22 protein-coding genes and 2 pseudogenes are annotated in these 20,993 nt (G+C 72.3%); 12 read left to right on the top strand and 12 right to left on the bottom strand.

The window, feature by feature from the left end; translation table 11 throughout:
• Positions 1 to 243: 243 nt before the first annotated feature.
• The 5 genes from ABT263_RS19150 to ABT263_RS19130 all read left to right on the top strand — a co-directional run bounded on the left by ABT263_RS19150 (position 244) and on the right by ABT263_RS19130 (position 4,867).
• Positions 244 to 456 carry a hypothetical protein gene (locus ABT263_RS19150; RefSeq protein ID WP_352291526.1) on the top strand — a complete coding sequence of 71 codons (213 nt, stop codon included), beginning with the start codon at positions 244 to 246 and terminating at the stop codon, positions 454 to 456.
• Between the two features lie 125 nt (positions 457 to 581).
• The gene (locus tag ABT263_RS19145; protein ID WP_352291525.1) at positions 582 to 1,841 is read left to right on the top strand and encodes an MFS transporter; all 1,260 of its coding nucleotides are present in this window, start codon (positions 582 to 584) and stop codon (positions 1,839 to 1,841) included.
• 251 nt (positions 1,842 to 2,092) lie between these two features.
• The gene (locus ABT263_RS19140; RefSeq protein WP_352291524.1) at positions 2,093 to 2,701 is read left to right on the top strand and encodes a hypothetical protein; all 609 of its coding nucleotides are present in this window, start codon (positions 2,093 to 2,095) and stop codon (positions 2,699 to 2,701) included.
• An 810-nt stretch (positions 2,702 to 3,511) separates the two neighbouring features.
• A complete protein-coding gene (locus ABT263_RS19135) occupies positions 3,512 to 3,703 on the top strand; it encodes a hypothetical protein (protein ID WP_352291523.1) in 192 nt (63 codons plus the stop codon).
• 450 nt (positions 3,704 to 4,153) lie between these two features.
• A complete protein-coding gene (locus ABT263_RS19130) occupies positions 4,154 to 4,867 on the top strand; it encodes an alpha/beta fold hydrolase (RefSeq protein WP_352291522.1) in 714 nt (237 codons plus the stop codon).
• Positions 4,868 to 5,021: 154 nt separating this feature from the next.
• Here the strand turns inward: ABT263_RS19130 and ABT263_RS19125 are convergent, their stop codons facing one another.
• The 4 genes from ABT263_RS19125 to ABT263_RS19110 form a co-directional block, all read right to left on the bottom strand.
• Positions 5,022 to 5,759, bottom strand: a complete 738-nt coding sequence (locus tag ABT263_RS19125) for an alpha/beta hydrolase (protein WP_352291521.1) — start codon at positions 5,757 to 5,759, stop codon at positions 5,022 to 5,024.
• Positions 5,760 to 6,118: 359 nt separating this feature from the next.
• The gene (locus ABT263_RS19120; RefSeq protein ID WP_352291520.1) at positions 6,119 to 6,583 is read right to left on the bottom strand and encodes a hypothetical protein; all 465 of its coding nucleotides are present in this window, start codon (positions 6,581 to 6,583) and stop codon (positions 6,119 to 6,121) included.
• Positions 6,584 to 6,690: 107 nt separating this feature from the next.
• A complete protein-coding gene (locus ABT263_RS19115; protein ID WP_352291519.1) occupies positions 6,691 to 8,334 on the bottom strand; it encodes an alpha/beta hydrolase in 1,644 nt (547 codons plus the stop codon).
• Positions 8,331 to 8,639 (bottom strand): hypothetical protein, encoded by a 309-nt coding sequence (locus tag ABT263_RS19110; protein ID WP_352291518.1) that lies wholly within the window; start codon positions 8,637 to 8,639, stop codon positions 8,331 to 8,333. Before ABT263_RS19110 ends, ABT263_RS19115 begins: the two co-directional genes overlap by 4 nt.
• Before the next feature lie 1,001 nt (positions 8,640 to 9,640).
• On the opposite strand from ABT263_RS19110, the gene ABT263_RS19105 reads away from it, so the two are divergent.
• On the top strand, positions 9,641 to 10,423 hold the full coding sequence (locus ABT263_RS19105) for an MEDS domain-containing protein (protein WP_352291517.1): 783 nt from the start codon (positions 9,641 to 9,643) through the stop codon (positions 10,421 to 10,423).
• Positions 10,420 to 11,385 (top strand): anti-sigma factor RsbA family regulatory protein, encoded by a 966-nt coding sequence (locus ABT263_RS19100; protein ID WP_352291516.1) that lies wholly within the window; start codon positions 10,420 to 10,422, stop codon positions 11,383 to 11,385. Before ABT263_RS19105 ends, ABT263_RS19100 begins: the two co-directional genes overlap by 4 nt.
• Before the next feature lie 105 nt (positions 11,386 to 11,490).
• Here ABT263_RS19100 and ABT263_RS19095 read toward each other — a convergent pair whose 3' ends face one another.
• The 3 genes from ABT263_RS19095 to ABT263_RS19085 all read right to left on the bottom strand — a co-directional run bounded on the left by ABT263_RS19095 (position 11,491) and on the right by ABT263_RS19085 (position 12,843).
• Positions 11,491 to 11,943, bottom strand: coding sequence for an AraC family transcriptional regulator (locus tag ABT263_RS19095; protein ID WP_352291515.1), 453 nt, complete (start codon positions 11,941 to 11,943; stop codon positions 11,491 to 11,493).
• Positions 11,944 to 12,058: 115 nt separating this feature from the next.
• Positions 12,059 to 12,331, bottom strand: coding sequence for a hypothetical protein (locus tag ABT263_RS19090; RefSeq protein ID WP_352291514.1), 273 nt, complete (start codon positions 12,329 to 12,331; stop codon positions 12,059 to 12,061).
• 140 nt (positions 12,332 to 12,471) lie between these two features.
• On the bottom strand, positions 12,472 to 12,843 hold the full coding sequence (locus tag ABT263_RS19085) for a winged helix-turn-helix transcriptional regulator (protein ID WP_352291513.1): 372 nt from the start codon (positions 12,841 to 12,843) through the stop codon (positions 12,472 to 12,474).
• Positions 12,844 to 12,935: 92 nt separating this feature from the next.
• On the opposite strand from ABT263_RS19085, the gene ABT263_RS19080 reads away from it, so the two are divergent.
• A complete protein-coding gene (locus ABT263_RS19080) occupies positions 12,936 to 13,775 on the top strand; it encodes an SDR family oxidoreductase (RefSeq protein ID WP_352291512.1) in 840 nt (279 codons plus the stop codon).
• A gap of 96 nt (positions 13,776 to 13,871) precedes the next feature.
• On the opposite strand, the pseudogene ABT263_RS19075 reads toward ABT263_RS19080, so the two are convergent.
• From ABT263_RS19075 to ABT263_RS19065, 3 genes and pseudogenes are all read right to left on the bottom strand, one after another.
• Positions 13,872 to 14,246 (bottom strand): annotated as a pseudogene (locus ABT263_RS19075) (sigma factor); the annotation flags it as partial.
• Between the two features lie 108 nt (positions 14,247 to 14,354).
• Positions 14,355 to 14,960, bottom strand: a complete 606-nt coding sequence (locus ABT263_RS19070; protein ID WP_352291511.1) for a DUF6461 domain-containing protein — start codon at positions 14,958 to 14,960, stop codon at positions 14,355 to 14,357.
• A gap of 237 nt (positions 14,961 to 15,197) precedes the next feature.
• Positions 15,198 to 15,923, bottom strand: coding sequence for a TetR/AcrR family transcriptional regulator (locus ABT263_RS19065; RefSeq protein WP_352291510.1), 726 nt, complete (start codon positions 15,921 to 15,923; stop codon positions 15,198 to 15,200).
• 140 nt (positions 15,924 to 16,063) lie between these two features.
• On the opposite strand from ABT263_RS19065, the gene ABT263_RS19060 reads away from it, so the two are divergent.
• From ABT263_RS19060 to ABT263_RS19050, 3 genes are all read left to right on the top strand, one after another.
• A complete protein-coding gene (locus ABT263_RS19060; protein ID WP_352291509.1) occupies positions 16,064 to 17,161 on the top strand; it encodes an alpha/beta fold hydrolase in 1,098 nt (365 codons plus the stop codon).
• Between the two features lie 70 nt (positions 17,162 to 17,231).
• Positions 17,232 to 17,969, top strand: a complete 738-nt coding sequence (locus ABT263_RS19055) for a VOC family protein (protein WP_352291508.1) — start codon at positions 17,232 to 17,234, stop codon at positions 17,967 to 17,969.
• Between the two features lie 201 nt (positions 17,970 to 18,170).
• Positions 18,171 to 18,611 (top strand): hypothetical protein, encoded by a 441-nt coding sequence (locus tag ABT263_RS19050; protein WP_329491668.1) that lies wholly within the window; start codon positions 18,171 to 18,173, stop codon positions 18,609 to 18,611.
• 278 nt (positions 18,612 to 18,889) lie between these two features.
• Here the strand turns inward: ABT263_RS19050 and ABT263_RS19045 are convergent, their stop codons facing one another.
• Both ABT263_RS19045 and thpR read right to left on the bottom strand, forming a co-directional pair.
• The gene (locus ABT263_RS19045; RefSeq protein WP_352291507.1) at positions 18,890 to 19,840 is read right to left on the bottom strand and encodes an SDR family NAD(P)-dependent oxidoreductase; all 951 of its coding nucleotides are present in this window, start codon (positions 19,838 to 19,840) and stop codon (positions 18,890 to 18,892) included.
• A gap of 234 nt (positions 19,841 to 20,074) precedes the next feature.
• Positions 20,075 to 20,689, bottom strand: coding sequence for an RNA 2',3'-cyclic phosphodiesterase (gene thpR, locus ABT263_RS19040; protein WP_352291506.1), 615 nt, complete (start codon positions 20,687 to 20,689; stop codon positions 20,075 to 20,077).
• 61 nt (positions 20,690 to 20,750) lie between these two features.
• Here thpR and ABT263_RS19035 point away from each other — a divergent pair.
• Positions 20,751 to 20,918 (top strand): annotated as a pseudogene (locus ABT263_RS19035) (DUF4232 domain-containing protein); the annotation flags it as partial.
• Positions 20,919 to 20,993: the final 75 nt, after the last annotated feature.

The following is a 20,993-nucleotide window of genomic DNA, read 5'->3' as shown; positions in this document are numbered from 1 at the left end:
CCGAGCATGAAGGTACGGCCTCGTACACAGCTCAGTCGCCAGGGCCGTACCGCCTCCCGTGTCACCGGGGGCCGTGCCGACCGCTTTCGGGGTGACTGGTCGAAGGACCTTCGGGAGTGACCCCGCGAACATGGTCGACAGCCGGCTGGGGGCGGCACCCCGACCGATCTCGGTGCGGCCAAGTCCGTCGCCTGTGCCACCGCCCGCCGGTGGATGCGGACGGAGCCCGCGAAGGCGGACAACGTGGGCGACATGCTGGAGAGCGATGCGAAATCAGCCGCTCTCGCCGGGCTCACCGGCATCCGGCTCGACCGCGGCATCGGCTTCGTCACCGGCGGGACCGTCACCCAGGGCAGACGAGGCGGCGCTCCGCGTCGAACGGCTCACCGACCTGCCCGAATTCCTCTCAAGGTGCACGAACACTTGATACCGGATCTCACTGGCCGCCATGCGTAGCCGTTGTCCAACCGAGCTCGGTGATCGTAAGTTCGCGTCTGCCGTCTCGGTCGGCGGTCGGCCGTCGGCCGTCGGCGTGAGCGGGTACGACCGACATGAACGATCCACGAGCCACGGGAGACAGCGTGCCGCGCTCCGAATCACTGCCCCGCACCGTCCGCCTGCTGTTGCTCGCCCGGGTCATCAACCAGCTCGGGGCCTTCTCGCTGCCCTTCCTCACCGCGCTGATCAGCACCGACCACGGCGCGAGCCTGACCACCGCCGGGCTGGTCAGCGCCGTTTTCGGGCTCGCGACGATCCCCTCACGGTTGGCCGGGGGCCACCTGGCCGACCGGATCGGACGACGCACGACGGTCGTCCTCGGGCTCTGCGGATGCGCCGTCGCCCAACTGGTGATCGCGGCCTCGGTGTCGCTCATCTGGGCGGTCGCCGGGGCGGTGCTGCTCGGGCTGGCCTTCGAGCTCTACGAGCCCCCGAGCCAGGCGATCGTCGGCGCGTCCGTGCCGGAGCGGCACCGGGTGCGCGCGTTCAGCCTGTTCAGCGCCGCACTCGCGGCGGGTGCCATGGGCGCCGGGCTGCTCGCCGCCCTGCTCGGCCGCTGGGACCTGCGCTGGCTCTTCGTCACCGACGCCGCCACCTGCCTGGCCTGCGCGTTGCTGATCGGGCTGGCCCTCCCCCGCGACCGCCCCGAACCGTCCGGAGCGGACCTGAACGGTAGCGCCGTCCGACCGCTGCGCGACCGAGCGCTGCTGAGCGTCCTGGCCACCGGTACCGCCTACGCCCTGGTCAACCAGCAGACCGTGGTCACCCTGCCGCTCGCCCTCGCACGGCAGGGCCTGCCGGCCGCCGACGCCGGGCTGCTGTTCACCGCCGCCGCTGCCACCACCGTGCTCGCCCAGCCGTTGATCCGGCTGCCCTTCACGACCCGGCTCACCACACCTGTCACCCTTGCCCTCGCCCATCTCCTCCTGGCCGCGGGCCTGACCGGCTTCGCCCTCACCCGCACCCTGCCGGCCCTGCTCGCCTTCGCTGCCGTGAAGAGCCTCGGGGACCTCCTGGTCATGGGCCGCGTCTACGCACTGGTCACCGACCTCGCGCCGCCCGGCGCAAGCGGCCGCTACCTGGCCGTCTTCGGCACCAGTTGGGGAATCGCCGCGACGCTCGCGCCCCTCCTCGGTACCCAGTTGCTCGCTCACGCGGGGACGACCGCGCTGTGGTCGGCCATGGCCGCGTTCTGCCTCCTGCTCGCCGCGCTGCACCTCCGGGTGACCCCCGAGTCGGCCCGGTCGGCCCGGTCGGCCCGGTCGGCCCGGTCGGCGCAGCGACGCGCACCGAAGGGACGGAGGCCCGCCGAGCCGGCGGCCGGGCGCGGTCCGCGGCGCTGACCGACGGCGGGCAAGGCGATCCACGGCCGCGGCAGGCCCGGGACGGCCGCCCGCGCCCGGCGCACCCCTACCCGGGGCCTCCCCAGTGACCGACGTCGTCGGTCACTGACGGATCGTCTGTTCCGTCAGTCATTCGACTGATGTGCACCGCGCTCGGGTCCGCCAGGGTCGAGGGCACCGGGTACGTCCCGGTGGCGGGCGCGCGGGCATGCCGCGGGGACCGTCGACGCACGTGAACGAGGAGTACCAGGATGGCAACCAGTCAGCGGTCCGTCGCACGGTGGAGGACGGTCGTGGTCACCGGGGCAGCGGCCCTCGCCGTCGCCGGCGGCGTCGCCGCACCGGCCGGCGCGGCGACGCTCCCCCCGGGTTCGGCGGCGGACCGTCCGGTCCCCGGGAACCAGGACCTGCGCGACGCCGTGCAGGCGGGGGAACCGGCGCACCCCCGGGACCACCCGGGCGGCCGCCCACTGCTCAGGCACCACTGGATCATCAAGGCCCAGTACGGCACCGTGTCCGCCCTCAACCGGGCGACCAACTTCGGCTGGCAGCGCAACTACAAGGACTGGACGGTCGCCATCGTCGGCAACGACATCCAGGGGAAGAGGGTCACCGTCTACACCAAGATCACCAACCTGTTCTACGGTGAAGGCGGCGTCATCGGCGCCCAGACGGCTCCGACACCGCAGGTGCTGATCGCCAAGAACACCATCAAGGCCCAGGACGTCAACATCGTCACCGAGATCGTGAACGTCCACTTCATCAGCCCCCAGTGGCAGGACGTCTTCAACGCCGACTGCCGCGCCCAGGAGAACCTCCGCGACGCGGTGAAGGCCCAGCTCGCCTGCACGATGGGCTGACCCCCATCCGGACCGGCCGGTCGGTCACAGCACCGACCGACCGGTCCGGTAAATCCTCTGCGGATATCTTGAGTTGAGCCTCAGCCCATACTCCCGAAGGCGCCGACCGGTTCCGCGGCTTTGACTTCGGAACCGGATCCGCCTCTTGGGAAGGCAGGCTGTGAAGTGACGGCCGCCTCAAGCCCGGAACGCGCAGACGCGGATGAGCGGAAGCCGGGATGGTTCCTGACCGCGGCACTGTGGTGGGGTGCCGCTCGCCGTCTTCGACTCGCTGATGTCTGGTCCTACTGGATCGCCCTGCCGCTCCCCCTGCTCGGGCCCGCCGTCGGTCCTGCGGTGAACGGGTGGGTGCTGACGGCCCGCGGTCGGTGGCGGTTGGCGCCCCTGGAGTGGGTGTTCCTGGCCGGCGCCCACTGCTCCTTCCTCGGCTCGGGGGCCCACCTCGTAGGCCTCCTGCCGCGATAGCCCACGGGCAGCCGTCAGTTCGGAGCCGGATTCCGACAGGGCAGCTCCCGACCCCGACCGCGACCCGGCCGGCGCCGCGAAACCGAGGCGACGGCGCGGCGGCCTGTGTGACAGCCTGAACGAATGGCTGACGAGCACTGGGTGAGGATCTTCACCGTCGAGAACGCGACCGGCATGCCGCACCCCGGACTGGCCCTCGCCGTTTGACTGCGCGACCACGGCATCGACTGGTCACCGGTCGACGAGCAGGACATCCGCTGCGACCTGACCTGCGGGCCCGATCGCGCGTCGGGCCGCTGGCGGGGCTTCGTGACCGTGTCGGTCCGGGCCGGTGCGCTACGCCCGTTGGGCCTGCACCCGGACCAGCCGACCGCCCGCGCCGCCCTGCCGCTCGCCCCCGACTGGTGGGGCTCCTGGACGCGCACCCGGAGACCGGCCGTCCGACGCTCGGAGGTCGCCGCCGCCCGGCGGCTGTGGTCCGCGCCCCACCGCTGGTCGCCCACCGGTCCGAGCGCCGCCGGGACCACCGGCGTGTAGCGCCGCCCCCGACGGTCGGCCCGGGGGCGCGTCGGCGTCGTGGCTCTCCCTCACCGGCGGCGGCCGCGAGCTCAGCGCCAGTTGGTGGTGCCTGCTGCCACTGACCAAGCGCTCGTCGTTCATGACCGACTCGACGCGGCCTGGGTCCCGCAGGTCGAGCGCATGCCGCGAGATCCCCGCAGCGTCGCCGGGCAACGCGGCGGACGTCGCGGCGGACGTCGCGGCGACCGCCCGGCAGACGCCGCCTGGCGGCCCGACTCAGGACCCGGGAACCCGCTGCCGCCGGCCTGTGCGTGACAGGACGGCCTTACCTCCCCGCGGGCATCCGGTCGGTGTAGCTTCGGTTCCCGGAGCGCCCCTTCGGGCAGGGGGAGACATCGCGTTCGGCTCGGGGAGCGACCCGCCCCCGGCGGCGCGACCTCCGGGGGCGCGCGTGGGAGAGGGGAAGGCATGAGCCACATGATCGACCCGACCGTTCCGCGGGCGCGGCGGATCGCTCGCCCCGATGCGATCCTGCGGGGGGAGGAAATCGGTGCGGGACCGACCTGTCTCCTGCTGCATGCCGGTGGCGAACGCCGTCAGGTGTGGGCACCGGTCAGCGAGGTGCTCGTCGACGCCGGGTTCCGCTGCGTGGCCTTCGACCAGCGGGGCCACGGCGACAGCGAGGGCCGTGCTCGAACGCTGACCGCGTGCGCGGCGGACGTCGCCGCGATGCTGTTCGCCGAACCGCCCGGGTGCGTGGTCGTCGGTGCCTCACTGGGCGGGCTCGCCGCCGTCGCCGCCCTCGGCGATCCGGCGGTGCGGGCCAGGGTGGCAGGGCTGGTACTGGTCGACGTCGTCCCCTGCCTCGAACCTGCCCGAGTCCGCCGCTTCCTCGCTGCCGGCGGCCTGGCCGGCACCCACACCGAGCTCGTCGAGGACATCCTCGCCCAGGTCCCCCGGCTACGGCAGATCACCGGCGCGCTCGACCTTCCCCTCCTGCTCGTCCACGGCGACACCGGCTCATCGGTCATCGCCGAGGACATCGACCAGTTGCTGCGCCTGGCCCCGCACACCACCGTCCGGTCCGTCCACGGTGCCGGACACCTCATCGCGCGGGAGCGACCCGTGGCGTTGGCCCGGGACATCATCGCCGTCACCGGCGCCTGGGCCAGCTTGGAGTAATGACGAAGGACATCGACGAGGCGTGGCGCCGCCGTGGGCCCCTGCCGGAGTTCAGCGAGGGCCCACGGTCCGGAGCGCTGTGGAGGGTCGGCCTCTGTCCGAGCGGCACACCGGCCGACCTCAGCGACCGCCTGTCACCGGTCCGACGCCGACCTCACTTCCTCAGGTGCCGGGCGAAGAACTGGACCGCGACGTCTCCCGCGAACTGCGGGACGCCGGTGTGTCCGCCCATGTTGGCGTGCAGGGACTTCTCCTGGGAGCCGAAGGCGTCGAAGAGGTCCAGAGCCGCCTGCCGGTCGTTCCCTTCGTCGTCCCACTGCAGCAGGACGTGCAGCGGGACGGTCACCTGCCGGGCCTCCTCGAACATGGCGCGAGGCACGAGACTACCGGCGAAGAGCCCGGCGGCCACGATGCGCGGCTCGACCACAGCGAGCCGGATGCCGATCGAGATCACACCCCCCGAGTACCCGACCGGACCGCCGATCTCGGGCAGCGCAAGGAGGGCGTCCAGGGCGGCCTGCCACTCCGGGACCGCCTTTTCGACCAGCGGGAGGACGAGGGCGTCGACGATCTCGTCGCTGACCGGCTCGCGCGCCTCCATCGCCCGGCGCAGGTCTGCGCGGGCCTGATCGACGGCGGCCAAACGGGGCCGGTCACCGCTTCCGGGGAGCTCGATCGTGGCCGTGGCGAAGCCCTCCGCCGCGGAGTGCCGGGCCCGGTCCACCAGCCGGGGGTACATCTTCCGCAGTCCGAGGGGCGGGTGGCCCAGCAGGATCAGCGGCAGCGGTGAGGACACGGCGGCGGGCGTCCACAGGATGCCCGGAATCTCACCGAGGGTGAATTCGCGTTCGAGGAGGCCTTCGTCGAGGCGCTGCTCGGAGGTGAAGCGCATGGTCGTGCCTTTCGGGAGTGCACTGAACGGCGCTCCCGGACGACCTGCCTATCGCCCGACCGTGACCCCGGAGGGGAGCACCCATGTCGATATTGCGTTCACGGGTACCACCTCCTCGATCTCTCGCACGGCCACCGGAAATGTAGCAGCGCACCCCGCGTCCACCAAACGGGTTTTCTCGCAGCCTCCGCACACAGCTCCTCCGGGCCGAGCAGCGCCTCGTTGACGCACCGGAACCCTCGACCGCCGACCCCGGGCTTCTGCAGGCCAGGGTCGCGGGAGCACCTCGCGATTGCGTTCCGCACGGCGCGGCGCCCACGTCGAGGAGGCGTTCACCGCGGCCGTCGCGACTGGGGAGGTTACGGGGTAAGCGTGTCCGGGACGGAGGGGGGTTTCAGGCACGGGGTGGTGACGCTCAGGACCATGCGGTTGTCCCCGGCGGTGCTGGAGACGTCGACGACGTACCTGCTGTCGGGATGGCGTGCGGTGACGGTCGAGTTCGCCTGGGTGGCGGGCGCCTCCTGATAGTCGGAGATCGTGAGCCCTTCCTTCGTGAGGAGGTCCCTGACCTTGCGGACCACGTCGTTGTGCTGGGTGTTGGGCACGTAGCTGTGGACTGCGTAGAAGAGTGTGTAGCGGTCGTCGGGTGCGGATTCTCCGTTGCGTCCGACACAGGGGCTGTAGAACGGGTCGGCCGGTTCGGCGTTGACCTGGATTCCGGCGGTCTGGGTCAGGTGCTCAGTGATCTGACGTGCCCAGGTGAGCGCTTCATCGCGGGACTTGACCGGTAGCGGGGCGTCTTTTCCGGTGCTGGGGTTCGCCATGCAGGCTCCAAGACTTGAGACTGTCAGGGTTGCTGCCACGACGCACTTCAGTGCCGTGGCGGACGAGCGGGTGCGCGGGTGGGGCATGGCTTCTCCGGGGCTGCGGCTCAGTGGGGGAACGAGCCCCAGAACGGGTCTTCCTTGGGGACAGTGGTGGGCTTCCGGCCGGCGATGATCTTGCCCTGGTTGATCAGGCTCTGCGAGCCGTCGTCCCAGTAGCCGCCGTGCCCGGAAGTGTCGATGTTGATGTTGTGCCCTCCGAATCCCACGATGTGGGGGCTGGGTCCCAGGGAGAACCCGCCGACGACCCTCGTGGCGTCGTCGGTGGCTTCTCCGATCCAGAGGTGGTCCGGATCGACGGTCAGCTGGTCCGCGGTCAGGACTCCCATGCCCGGGCTGCCGAGGGTCACGATGTCGTCGGCCCGCAGGCCGCCCTTCTCGCTGTCCGCGACGCCGACTGCGAAGCTGCCGTAGCTGTGGGCGATGTAGCTGAGATGGGTCTTCGGTTCGCCGTGCGCCACCCTGAGGCCGTCGGAGAAGCGGCGCATGTCGTCGGCGGCGTCGAGGCCGCGCATGGGGTTCGCCGCCGCCGGGATGCTCTCCGGCGTGTCGTAGCCGAGGTAGGAGATCACGGCGACGGTTTCGCCTTCCTTCGTGTACGCCCCGGCATTCCTCTGCAGCTTGCGTATGTGGTCGATCTGCCCGGGAACACCCGGCAGCTCGGTGTTGGTCCCGGGCACGAAGACAGAGGTGTGGGTGGCCTTGTCCGGGTTGCCGGTCGAGACGATGGCGCGTCCGTCCCCGCCGTAGGCCTCGGGGTCGATGCCGAGGAGGAACATCTGGTGTTCCTCGTCCTTCGCGTCGGCCTTGTCCTCCAGCTTCTTCTTGATCTCGCCCAGCGCCGCCTTGCGCTTGTCGTACGTCGTCTGGTCGAGGCCGAGTGAGGCTGGAGTGCCGGCCTGGAGGGCGTCGAGTTTCTGGTCCAGCACGAGCCGGTTGGCCTCGTCCCGGACGATGGCCGGCAGGCCGTCCAGACTCCCGATCCTGGCCGCGTTCAGGGCGAGGTAGGTCTCCTGCTGGCCGGGCGTGAGGCCCTTCCACCACTCGGCGTTCTTCTGCGGGTCCTTGCCGTCCGGGAGGTAGGCCTCGGCCAGGCCCAGGTCCTTCCTCACGTCCGCGGCGTCGGTGCGCGTCTCGGCGACGGCCCCGTCCACCCTCCGGCCGTCCAGGATCTCCCCGCTCAGGCGCCCGAGGGCGGCGTTGCCCTGGTCGCTCGCCGCCTGGGCGTCCTTGAGCGCCTGGTCGATCCGGCTCTGGTAGCCGGCCTTGAGGCTCATGAGGTTGCGGCGTGCGGTCTGGGCGTCCGGGTCGTTGCGCTCCTCCGGGAGTTCCGGCGCAAGGTCGACCCTTCCGTCGGCCGAGACCGTCAGGCCGGAGTCCTGCGCGCGGTGTACCGCGTTCGCCAGGTTCGTCTGTGCCTGGTAGATCCGGTCGGCGACCGTGTTCAGCGTCAGCGCGACCGCCTCCGCCTCCACCCGGACGACGTCCAGCTGCTGCTCGGTCCGCGCCATGAACGGGAACGCCGCCTCGGCGTCGGCGCCCTGCCAGTGCTGGTGAAGCGGCCCGTTCGCCTGGTTGCGATGACGCGAGCCCACGGTCTCCGCGGTGTGTGCCAGCGCCTTCCAGTTCTTCGCGACGTCGCGCAGCCCTTGTGGGTCGAACTTCACCAACAACTCGTACACGTTGCTCACTGCTTCGCCCCCTGCCGGGCCCAGGCACCGGCCACCGCCTGCTCGTTGTGGCTGTGAGCATCGGCATTCGCGTCGAGGTTGGTCCCCGTGGCCGCGATCCGCCGCTGGAGCGCCGCGAGCGGCGCGCTCCAACTGCTCCCCAACCGCCCCAGTCCGGCGGCGACCGACCAACCGGCGAGCTGGCCGCTCGTCGTCGTGGCCGAGGTCAGCGCGGCTTGGACCGGCGTGCCCAGTTCCTCCGCGAGCCCCCTCACCACCTGGGCCGACGCGTGCAGTTCCTGCGGAACGACGTTGACGTCGGCCACCGCAATCTCCCCCCAGAGTCAAAGCTCGATGCGGTACCCAGCCGCACCGAAATGCGACACCACCATACGCTGCGCAATCGCTCGAACACGCAAAAGGTGGGATTCTTTCGGCCGTTTGCTGCAGGAAGGCCCCGGGCCTCGACCACTCCCGCTCGTCCGCCCGATCAAGGTCTTCGGTACTGAGCAGGCGCTCCCACTCCGGTCACTGTCGGGGCCGGCTTCCGCCACCGAGCCACACTCCCGGCGGCGACGTGCGACCGGCGGACTCTCCCGCTGAGGGCGCAGCTCGCCCCTTCAGCGGGCCCCACGCACACCACTCCCGCGCGAGATCCGGTGCGAGAAGCAGACGGATCACGGTGCGGTCATCGGGGCCGATGCGGGTGTTCAAGTGCGGGGTTGCGGCGGTTGAACGGCGTCGGAGGGTGGCGACCCTCGCGGCGCCCGGTGGCCTGACCGTTGGGCGCCAGCGCGGGCGAAAATGTGCGGGTCGCGCGGACGGGCCACCGAGTGGGTCTTCCACTCCCCCGGGACGCCCCGCCGGAGCGGGACCGCCGCGATGTGCGGCCCGCCCGCCCGCGACCGGAACCGCCTCCGTGGGCAAGAGCCGCGGTCGTGCCTCCGGGGGTGCCTCGATCTCTCGTGCCCGGTCAACGCGGTGCCCAGGATCCGACACAGGCGCCGACAGGCCCACCCGGCATCGTCGTGATCATTCTCGAGGCATCAGCTATGGCACACCCCCTCTCACTGTTGCGAACGGCGATCGGACTCTCCCAGCCGCAATACGACCGTGGTGAGTCACCCATGCCCTCCATCGCGGACGGGGCGGGTCGTCCTCGCGGGACGAACTCCGACGTGGGAGGGTTGGTGTCGCCCCTGGTGGGCAGGCGTAGACCGCACTCCGGCCGCCCGAAACAGCCGGGCATCTGCCGGGAAACGTTATTCTCCTATCACTGCTGGCGGGGGTGACCTGGGAAGGGGGCGGGGTGAGAGCGGCGCGGGCTTTGGCGACACTGGACGAGGTCGGTCTCGGTGACCACGTCTGCTGGCGGATGGGCCCCGCTGCCACGTTCGCCGACGCGCGGGCCTATCTGGCGGACGGCGCCCTGTACGGGGACAAGGTCGTGGTCATCGGTTCCCACGGCACCGCCGGGATCGAGCGTGACGGCAGTCCTTCCACCTCGGTGGTCCTCGATCTGCCGGACGCAATGGACATGGACAGGATGCTTGCCGCGGTGCGCAGGGAAGTCCACACCGCGACCCGCGAGGGCTTCCGGTCCGTACGGGTCCTCACCGAGCGGATGCCCCCGACGGCCGCCTCCGGGGCGGAGGAACTACTGGCCGGGGAGCTCAAACTCGACGAGTTCGCTTCGGAGAGCGGCGCCATGGTGGTGTGCGCGTTCCGGCCGTCGCGGTGGGACCGGACTACCCTGGACGGTGTGGCGTGCATGCATCCTCACGAGGTGGGCACACGTGCTGCGCGTCCGTCCTTTCGGATGTTCAGCACGGGCGCCAACAGGTGGAGCGTGGACGGCGTGGTCGACTCTGAGGGCGCGGCCGCGTTCAATGCCGCGGTCCGCGCCGCGGTCAGGAATTCGCCGATGGTGAAGCTGGGGTTCAACGATCTTGAGCTCATCGACGCTGCCGGCATGCAGGCTCTGGTCGAAGCGGCCCGTCACCTGCCGGGCCGCCGGATCGTCGTGGAAGGCGCCAACGAGACCGTGCACCTCTGCTGGGAGCTGGCGGGTTACGCGGCCGCCGACCTGCCGGTGGTGATGGCGACATGACCGCGACCGTACCCCCGACGTCCGACCGGGGCGAGAGCCCGTTCCGCCACGAGCTGTACCCCTATCGCGGGGACGCGGAGTTCCTGTCCGGGACCCTGGGATTCATCCACGAGGCCTTGGAGGCCGACGAGGCGGTGGTCGTCGCGGTCCCCTCGGACAAGACCTCGCTGTTGCGCGGCGAACTCGTCGACGAGCCCGCCGTCACCTTCGTCGACACGACGACGGCCGGGCCCAATCCCGGTCGGCACATCGCGGCCTGGTCGGCCTGGATGACCGAGCGGGGTGAAGGCGGCAGGCCGGTACGGGCCATCGGTGAGACCGCCTGGCGCCATGCGCGCAGCACAGCGCACCTCTCGGAGCTGCGGTACCACGAGTGGCTGCTGAACCGGGCCTTCGCGCGCAGCGCCACCTGGTCGATGCTGTGCCCCTACGACGCCGCCGACGACGACGAGGACGCCCTGCGATCGCTGTCGCTCTGCCATCCGATGATCCGCCGGGGCGACCGGAATGCGGCCAACGAGGAGTATCTGAGCGCCGAGGAGTACGCCTTCGAGGAGCTGGCCGGCCCGTGCGATCCCTTCCAGGAACTGAGCTACACAGAGGGTGACATGGCCGCGATCCGCGCGAAGGTGACGCAGTGCGCGACCGACGCGGGTGTCCTGCGGGACCGGTTGCCGAAACTGGCCGTCGCCGTCACGGAGATCGCGACGAACAGCATCCGCCACGGGGGTGGCCACGGCACCCTGCGCACCTGGGCCCAGGACGCGACGTTCCTCTGCGAGTTCCGTGACTCCGGCTACATCTCCGACGTGATGGCCGGCCGCAGCCGCCCCACCGCGGAACAGATCGGCGGGCGCGGCCTGTGGCTCGCCCACCAGCTCTGCGACCTCGTCGAGATCCGCTCCAGCCGCGCCGGGGGAACCACCGTCCGCCTGCACATGGACGCCCCCCGGCAGCAGTAGTGGACCGCCGGAGGCGGGCGGGGCGGCGTTGGGGGCACTGCTTCGCCGACGCCACCGCCTGGCGAGCGCTGACCGGGCCCTTCCGCCGCTGTCCGGCCCCGGAACTCAGGTCACCGGGACACAGATCTCGCACAAGTGGTTCTCGACCATGCGGGGAGCAAATCGCTCAATAATCGGCCGTGCCGAATCGAAACGGAATCCGGCGTCCGCCAGCGCCGGGAGCAGACCGGCCCAGGCGCGCGCCAGGGCCTCGGCCGTATGGGCCACGGTGCGGACCGCGTACCGCCCGCCCGGCAGCCACGCCTCCTCGATTCCGGCCCCGCCGATCCCGGTGTCCCGCGGCACGACGAGGCAGACGTCGTACCTGCAGTCCTCCGGCGCGACCACCCCCGGGTCGTCCTGCGCGATCCCGAGGACGACCGAGCCGTCCCGGAGCAGACCGCTCGCGGCGGCCCACCCCTTGAGGCGTTCCATCTGCTCCTGGTTCCCGGCCCCGTACGGTCCCACACGCCTCATGCAGGCGACCTTGAATTCCGGAACTTCCTCCACCGAAAACATCCCACCACCCCGTCCCTCGGCCAATTCCGAGGCAACCGTAACAGGGTATGAAAATGCTTCTCGCCGGAATTCAACCGACGGCGGACAGCCCGGCGGGCGCACCGGACCGGCGCCGTCAAGGGCTGTCGCCCTGCCAGTCCCAGCGGCGCCGGTCCGCGGGGCGCCGGCGGTAGTGGGCGCGGCCGCCGGCACCGAACGCGCCGAGTTCGGTGGCCAGCGCCGCGCCGTGGTCGAGCCGCTCGGCGTCCCAGCCGGTGACGTCCAGGAGCAGCCCGTCGAGCGGGCCGCCGACCAGTTCCCGGTACTCGTGCCCGGGGCGCGGCCCGGGGTCCGGGTCGTCGTGGTCGGCCCCGTACACACGGCCGCGCAGCAGTGCCTCGTCGTCCATGCCGCCAGCATCCCAGCCGGGACCGACACCGGGCCGGACGGTGGTCCCGTGAACCGTCAGGCGTGACGGAACGGTCCCCCGGGCGAGGCAACGGTCTCCGCAACGAGGCGGCGGAGGCGGGCGGGTGACGGGACCGGGCGTTATTGCGCGCCGCGGGGAGGCAGCCGTTCGGTGATCCGGTCGAACAGGTCCGTCAGCGGCCCGCTGACCTCGCGGCCGAACTCGGTCAGCCCGTAGGTGACCTGAGGCGGTGTCGTCGGCTCCACCTCCCGCCAGACCAGGCTGTCCTGGACCAGGGCGCGCAGCGTCTGGGCGAGCATCTTCTCGCTGATGCCCTGGATGCTGTCGCGCAGCTCGTAGAACCGAAGGTCGTTGCTCCGCAGGGAGATCAGCACCCAGACGCCCCACCTGCTGGTCACGTGGTCGACCACGTCACGGGCGGGGCAGTCGGTGTGAAACACCTCATACCGGCGGCCTTCCCCGGCCTGCCTCAGCTGCGCGCCTTCCCTCATGTCCGGAGCTTACCTCCGGGTACGTTCTTACGAGAAGTAAGCCTCTTTCCTAACGTCAGTTGCCGCAGTGCACAACGAACCAGGAGCTGAACATGATCGTGGTGACCGGGGCTACCGGGAACGTGGGCCGACCGCTGACGCAGGCGCTGGCCGAGGCGGGCGAGCAGGTGACGGCGGTGTCGCGGCGCGCGGCGGCGGTACCGGCCGGAGTCCGGCACGTGGTGGCCGACCTGGCCGAGCCGACAAGCCTCGCGCCCGTGCTGGACGGGGCGAAGGCTCTGTTCCTCCTGCTGTCCGGCGACCTGCACGCCGCCGGGGCCAGGCCGGCCGACATCGTCGGCCAGGCCGCGGCCGCCGGGGTCCGCCGGGTCGTCCTGCTCTCCTCGCAGGGCGTGGCGACCAGGCCGCTCGATCCGTCACGGGTGGCGATGCGCGCGGTGGAGGACGCGCTGAGGGAGTCCGGCCCGGACTGGGCCGTCCTGCGTCCGGGCGGCTTCGCCTCCAACTCCTTGGCCTGGGCGGAGTCCGTGCGCACCGAGGGGACGGTCGCCGCACCCTTCGGCGACGTGGGGGTGCCGGTCGTCGACCCGGTGGACATCGCCGGGGTCGCGGCGGCCTGCCTGCTGGACGACCGGCACACCGGCCGGGTGTACGAGCTGACCGGACCGGAGGTGATCACGCCACGTCGGCAGGCGGCGGCGATCGCCGCCGTGCTCGGCTCCCCCCTGCGGTTCCACGAACTCACCCGCGAGGAGGCCAGGGCCACGATGACCCGGTTCGTCCCGGTGGAACTCGCCGACGACACCCTGGACATCATCTCCGCCCCGAACCCGGCCGAACTGCGGATCAGCCCGGACGTCGAACGAGTCCTCGGCCGTGCCCCGCACCCCTTCGCCGCGTGGGTCACCCGCAACATCGCCGCGTTCCGCTGAGGCTCGACCCACCCGCACTGCCCGCACCACCCGGGCGCCTCGCGCGGCAGCGACCGCACGAGGCGCCCGCCTCCGCCGGCCACCACCACACCGCCACAGCGCCACCGCCGCCCGCTCGGGCGGGGTCAACCGCTCCATCATCACCAGGACGGCCAGCGACACCGCGTCCCGCTGCTCCGCCGTCTCCATCGGCCCGAGCGCCCCGCCGTCGGTCCGGACCGGCTCCGGCAGCCACGGTCCGACGTACTCCTCGCGTCGGGCCCGCGCCGACGTCAGCCGGTTCAGACACAGGTTGGTGGTCACCTTGGCCAGCCACGGCCCCGGCGCGGCGATCCGTTCCCGCTCGGCCCCGTGCCACCTCAGGTAGGCGTCCTGCACGGCGTCCTCGGCCTCCGCCGCCGACCCGAGCAGCCGGTACGCCAACGAGAACAAGCGAGGCCGGTGTGCCTCGAACTCCTGAGCCTTCTCCATGGGAGCACACGCTAAATGATCACTCCCGGGAACCGGTACCTCGGCGGCGGACCGCCCGCGCGAGCGGAGCGGCGGAGGAGCCCGCGCCGGGCGACCGAACCGGGCGGATCACGCGACCCGGTCGGGACGCGGCCGGAGCTGGGCGCTGAGCACCGTCCCACCGGAGAGACCGGCGGGGTCGACACCCGCACCGAGCCCCTCGGCGAGACGGTAGAAGAGGCCGCGCATGCCCAGCGGTCCGGTCTCCCCAGTGTCCGGGCAGGCGCCCAGCGCCCGCAGTTCGGCGTCGAAGCGGTGGGGGTCCCGGCCGGTGCGGTGCCGGGGCTCGATGCCGAGGAGGGTGTGCAGACCGGTGACCAGCTGCCCGTCCTCCGCGTAGCGGAAGTCCACCAGGGGCTTCTCGTTGGCGTGCAGGGACAGCGCCACCGTCCCCGCCGAGAGCTCACCGAGCAGGCCGTCGTCCTCGACGCACAGCCAACTGCCGTGCTCCCAGACCCACGCCCACGCCCCGTACCGTCCGGCGGTCACCACATAGGCGTCGTCCTCGTAGAGGAGGTCGTCGAACTCGTCCCTGAACTCCTCCTGGGTGCGCTCGGCCAGCGTGTCGGGGTCCGCGCCCATCCGCTCCAGGAGCCCGCGCGCGGTGAGGTCACGGGCGAAGGTGACGCTCAGCAGCGGCAGGTCCGTCCCGTACATCCAGCTCAGGCCACTCATCCGTAGTCCCTCCGTGCAGCGGTCGGCTCTCACCGCGAGGCTAGACGGCGGGTACGACAGTCCGGCCCCTGCCGGGTCGGGGCACGGGCCGCACGCCGTGTCGTCCGGGTACCGCCCGGCCCCCTTCCTTGCCACTCTCGTCGGCCCTCCCACGGACAACGGACAGCGGACAACGGACAGCAGCGCCCACGCCCGACGTCGCCCGCCCCACCACCGTCGGGTGGGTCGGCGCGGCGGTCAGGCCCGGTCGACGAGGAGGGCGGTTCCGTCGAGGATGCGGTTCAGGCCGAAGTCCAGCGGGTCCTCGACCCGGGGGGCGAAGGCTCCGGCCGCGATGGCGGCGGCGAGGGCGGGGTAGCGGTGGGCGTGGCGGTCGAGGGTGTCGGCGGCGAGGCGGTTCCACTCCTGCTCCCCCTCCTCGTCACGGTCGACGAGTTGCTGGGCGAGGTTGCGGATGTGGCCGATGACCAGGAGGACGGTGTCGTGCTGCTGGGCGGCGGACAGTCCGGTCGGGGCCAGCACGGCCAGGGCGGCGTCGAGCCAGGCCAGTTGGTTGGGGCCCATGAGCTGGCGGCGCATGGCGGTGGCGGTCAGGATCCAGGGATGGCGGCGGTAGAGCGCCCAGCACTGGCGGGCCCACTCGGTGAGCCCGGGGCGCCAGCCGGCGGACCCGGCGACGGCCTCGGACGGTACGCCGAGGGCGGAGTCCACCATCAGGTCGACCAGTTCGGCCTTGCCGGGGAAGTACCGGTACAACGCCATGGTGGTGACGCCGAGTTCGGCGGCGACACGCTGCATGGAGACCGCGTCCAGGCCTTCGGCGTCGGCGACCTCGATGGCGCCGGCCACGATCCGCCCAGCGGTCAGTGACGGCTTCGGCCCGCGCCGGGGCTGGTCCTGCTCATTCCACAGCAGCGCCAGGCTCACCTTCGGGTCGCGCTTCTTCTCCCTGCCGGCGGCCATGCGGGCTCCTCACTGCGTGCGACCGGTCGACCGGCCGCTCCCTCTCGTCGGCGGCCGCCGCTTCTCGTTGACGACGCCTCAGAACTGTGTATAACATAAACTCAATTGCTTATTCGATACACAGTTAAGGAGAGCCAGCCATGCTCGACACCGTTCTCGTCGCCACCGCCGTCGCCACCGCCGTCGCCGCCACACCCGTCGCCCTCCTCCTCGGCCACCGCCGGATCAGGCAGGCCGCGAACGCCCGGCTGATGCGGATCACCGCCCCCGACGGCGTCGACGAGCAGGAGTTCGTCCGCATCGGCGGGATCGAGCAGTGGATCTCCATCCGAGGAGAGGACCTGGCCAACCCGGTGATCCTGGAGATCCACGGCGGGCCCGGCGCCTCCAACGCGATCTACGGGCCCCGTACCCGGGCCTGGGAGAAGCACTTCACGATCGTCCGCTGGGACATGCGCGGCACCGGCAAGACCCTCGGCCGCTCCGGCGCCGACCACCAGGGCGAACTCGGCTTCGCCCGGATGTACCAGGACGCCGTCGAGGTCACCGACTTCGTGCGCGCCCGGCTCGGCGTCGACCGGGTCGTCCTGGTCGCCAACTCCTTCGGCAGCGCCTTCGGACTGCGCCTGGCCCGCCAGTACCCCGACCGCTATTGCGCCTACGTCGGCACGGACCAGAAGATCCACGACGCCGACGGTGACGACGCCGACCACCTCGCCCTGCTGGCCCGGCTGCGCGCCGCGGGCAAGCGCAAGGAGCTCGCCGCCGTCGGGGCGATCGACCGTGACCGCCGGACGTGGACCGCCGAGCAGTACGGCACCTACGCGAAGATCGCCGCCACCACCGACCCGCTGACCTTCAGCACCATGAAGTCCGTGGTCATGAAGTCGCTCTGGTTCTCCCCGCTGCACTCGCTGAGCGAACTCGGCACCCTCGGCAAGGGGATGAAGCTCTCCGAGCAGATCCTCCCCGACACCGCCGGCTTCGACGACCGGGCCGACGGCACCTGCTTCGAGCTGCCGTTCTTCGTCTTCCAGGGCGACCAGGACGTGCTCAACCCGACCGACCGCGCCCGGTGCTTCCTCGACGACGTGCAGGCGCCGGTCAAGGAGTTCGCCCTGATCAGGGACGCCGGCCACTTCGCGTCCTTCCGCCACCCCGACCAGTTCCTGCACCTGATGCTCACCAAGGTCCGGCCGGTCGTCGCCACCGCCGGGCTCCACGCCGCGGGCCGGTGAGGCAGCCGGGGAGACGGGTCTTCCGCGCGCACTCGGGTGCGGGCCCGCGACAGCTTCTATGATCTTCGGCATGGCAACCCGACTTGTGCAGATCAACATGAAGGCCCGGGACGACTCCGCGCTCGGCCGGTTCTGGGCGGAGGCGCTCGGCTGGGGCCTCGACAGCGAGGGGCCCGGCGTGACCAACCTCGAACCCGTCGGCTTCAGCTACCCCGACCCCACGGCCGTCTGCATCGACCTCATTGCCCGGCCGGAACCCAAGACGGTCAAGAATCGGGTGCACCTCGACCTGGCCACCACCTCGACGGCCCATCAGACGGAGCTGGTCGCACGGCTGCGGGACCTCGGCGCGACGCTCGCCGACGTCGGCCAGGGCGACGTTCCCTGGACCGTCATGGCCGACCCGGAGGGCAACGAGTTCTGCGTCCTGGAACCCCGCCCGGTCTACCGGGACACCGGGCCGATCGCCGCGGTGGTGGTCGACTGCGCCGACCCGCGGGCGATGGCCCGGTTCTGGGGCGAGGCGATGGACTGGACGCTGCACGAGGTCACCGACGACTACGCGACCATGCGCTCCGCCGCAGGCGTCGGCCCCTACCTGGAGTTCATCCGCACCCCCGACACGAAGAGCGGGTGGAACCGCGTCCACCTCGACCTCCGCCCCTACCGCGGTGACGACCACGCGGCGGAGGCGGACCGGCTGCGCGCCCTGGGCGCCACCGACCCCGGTATCGACCAGTCCGAGATCCACTGGACGATCCTGGTCGACCCGGAAGGCAACGAGTTCTGTCTCCTCAGCCCCGGCTGACTCCGGCCGAGGCCCGACCGGCTCCGACCGGCCCGGAGAGCGCGGGCGTCCGCCGCACCCGGGTGGCGGACGCCGGCAGGACCGGGGACCGGCCGGCGCCGGGCCGGCGCGGCCTCGCCCGCGCGAGGGGCGGGCGCCGCTCCACCCGATCGCCGAGGCCCTGCTGCGCGGGGCGGCGGCGGGGCAGGCTAGTTTACTCTGGTGAGTCTCCTCGATGATGTGGCCGAGCACGACAGCTGGCGATGCTGGGTGTGCGACGAACCGGTCGACCCCGACAAGTCGGTGAACGACCCGCGCGGGCCCAGCGTTGACAGCCGGACCGCCGACCGGAAGGCCAAGGTCGCCGAGCGGCTCGCGCACCGCGGGTGCAACTCCCGCAAGGGCGCGGTCAAGGTCGTCATCGCCTGGCCGGACCGCCTGTACGTGGTCGAGCCCGCGCCGCTGATCGCCGTGGCCGCGAGGCTGGAGCGCAAGGGCGGCCGCGAGATGGTGGGCCGCTGCCCGACCAGGCAGGACGCCCAGGAAGCCGCGGACTGGCTGGTGGACCGGTTCTCCCGGCTGGTACCGGACCTGCCGGTGACCGCCCACATCGAGCCGGGCGGCGGCCAGTTCCTCGTCACCCTGGCCACCGGCCGGCGCTGACCGGGGATCACCGGCACGAGCGTCACAGGCCGAACCAGCGCCCGGGCGGGGCCCGTCCGGACGGTCCGGCGGCTCAGGCCGTCCGGGCCGCCTTGAGCACCTGGGCCGACGTGCCCACGCCGCCCTGCGAGTAGCCGGCGATCAACAGGCGCAGCGCCCGCTCGGTCGCCCCGTCCGCCGGGGTGAGCACCATCAGCCGCCGTCCCGGCTCCCGGGGCGGCGCCGACCACGACGGTGGCACGGAGCACCGGGAGCCGCTTCCACACCGGGAGCCGCGTCTAGAGGAGGCCCAGGTGGGGCTCGACGCCGGCCCCGTCGCAGCTGGCGTCCCACAGGCGCCCGGCGACGGCCGGATCGGTCATGTGGGCCCGCGCGGGCTCCAGCCGCGGCGCGCCGCGCAGGCCGAAGGCCCTGGGTCCCCACAGCTGCCCGCCCCGCACCCGCGGGTCCAGGACCGCCCGGACGATCGGCCACGCCCCGGCGTCCTTGCCCTGGAGCAGCAGCCCGGCGGGCACCGCGCGCAGCCGGGTGCCCCGGGACGCCGCGTGCACCCCCGGGCGGCTCGGGGTCAGGGAGTCCAGGGCGCCGCCAGGGTGGGCCACCACGCTGAGCAGGGTGCTGCCGCGGGCGCGCAGGCGCCGGTCCAGCTCGAAGGCGAAGGACATCTGCGCCAGCTTCGACCGGCCGTAGGTGCGCCCGGGGCGGTAGTCCCGGAGCGACTGGAGGTCGTCCGGGTCCAGCCGCTCGGAGCGCGCCGCGAAGCTCCCCACCGTGACGATCCGGGCGGCCGGCGCCGCAGCCAGCAGGGGCGCCAGCACCCGGGTCAGCGCGACGTGGCCGAGGTGGTTGACCCCGAACATCAGCTCGTGACCGTCCTCCGTCGTCCGCCGCGGCGGGTCGTCGAGCGCGACACCGGCGTTGTGGACCACCGCGTCGAGGCGGTCGAGCCCGAGGCCGTCCGCGACACCGCGCACGGACGCCAGGTCGGCGAGGTCCAGCGGAAGGTGGCGCAGCCGGGCACCGGGAACGCGCGACCGGATCGCCGCCATGGCGGCACCCGCCCTCCCCCGGTCCCGGCAGCCGAGCACCACGACGGCCCCGGTCGCGGCGAGCTGCTCCGCGACGAAGTAGCCGATCCCGGCGTTGCCTCCGGTGACCAGGAAGGACTTGCCGGCGGCGGACGGCAACCGGTGGACGTCCCACGGCGGGCTCAGGGGTGCGGGGGTCATGACGAGTGGCTCCTTCGACTGGGGGAGGTGTGCGGACGGCGGCGCCGACCTGACCCATCACACAGCGGCCGACTCACCGATCACTGATAGATCGCCGTCATCACCGACAACCCCCCGTCACCTCCCCGAACGCACCGCCGGGCACGGTGCCTCGGCCGGCGGTCGAGCACCGCTCGGAGGCGGCTGATCCCCCGGCCGCCCCCACCGCCCCCACCGCGGCCGCGAGGCCGTCGGTCACGACTCGCTGGGAGCGTCCTCGCCGCCGGTGCGGGCGGCGGCGAATCGCCATGCCTCGATGTCGCGGTAGCAGATCGGCCCGGGGCCGCGGCCGATGTTGCTGCCGACGAGGTGGAGGCGTTCGGTCCGCCAGGACCGGCCCACGAACCCGGCGAGTCCGGCCGCGGCCTGCGGCACGCTGGTGGGGTCGTCGCGGCGGGACCGTGCCAGCGTCAGATGGGGACGCAGGGGGCGTTCCGTGAACGCGATCCCGCAGGACCTGATCACGCTCCGGACGTCGGCGGCGAGCAGGTGCAGTCCGTCCAGGTCGCCGTCGATCCCGCTCCACAGCAGGCGCTGGTCGAAGTGGCCGCCGCCCCGCAGGCCCAGGCGCAGAGCCGGGCGGGACGCGGCCTGGCCGGCCAGTGCCGACCGCAGCAGCGGCACCGCCGTGGCGGGCAGTTCGCCGAGGAAGGCCAGGGTGATGTGCCAGTCCTCGATCCGGTTCCACCGCAGCCGCGGGTACCCGGCGTAGGCGGGTCGCAGGGCCCGGGCCAGTTCGTCCTTGGCATCGTCGGGCGGGGCCAGCGCCACGAAGACGCGCAGGGTCGAGGGCTCGGGTCGATCGTCCACGAGGGGGCAGGGTAGCCGAGGCCGGTCGGCCCGCGCGCGCCGGGGCGAGGGTGCGTGGCGGGACGGGCGCGGCTCGGGCGTTCGCGTCACCGGGCCGGTCGTGACCCCGCCTGACGAGACGAAGCCGGTCAGCCTCACCCTGCCGGGCACCGGCGCCCTGCCCGTCACGGACGGCGGCGGCTCCCCGGTGGAGGTCGGCCCGATCGGAAGCGCCGGCCAGGGCGACTGACGCACCCACCGGGCGCACCGCCGAAGGCCGTCCGGCCGGTGCGCCGCCGGCCGGCCCGCGTCCGGGGCCGACCGG

The organism is Kitasatospora sp. NPDC001603 (assembly GCF_040298365.1).
Lineage (GTDB): Bacteria > Actinomycetota > Actinomycetes > Streptomycetales > Streptomycetaceae > Kitasatospora.
Note: the sequence above shows the minus strand (reverse complement) of the source record. Positions and strands in the feature narration are given on the sequence as shown.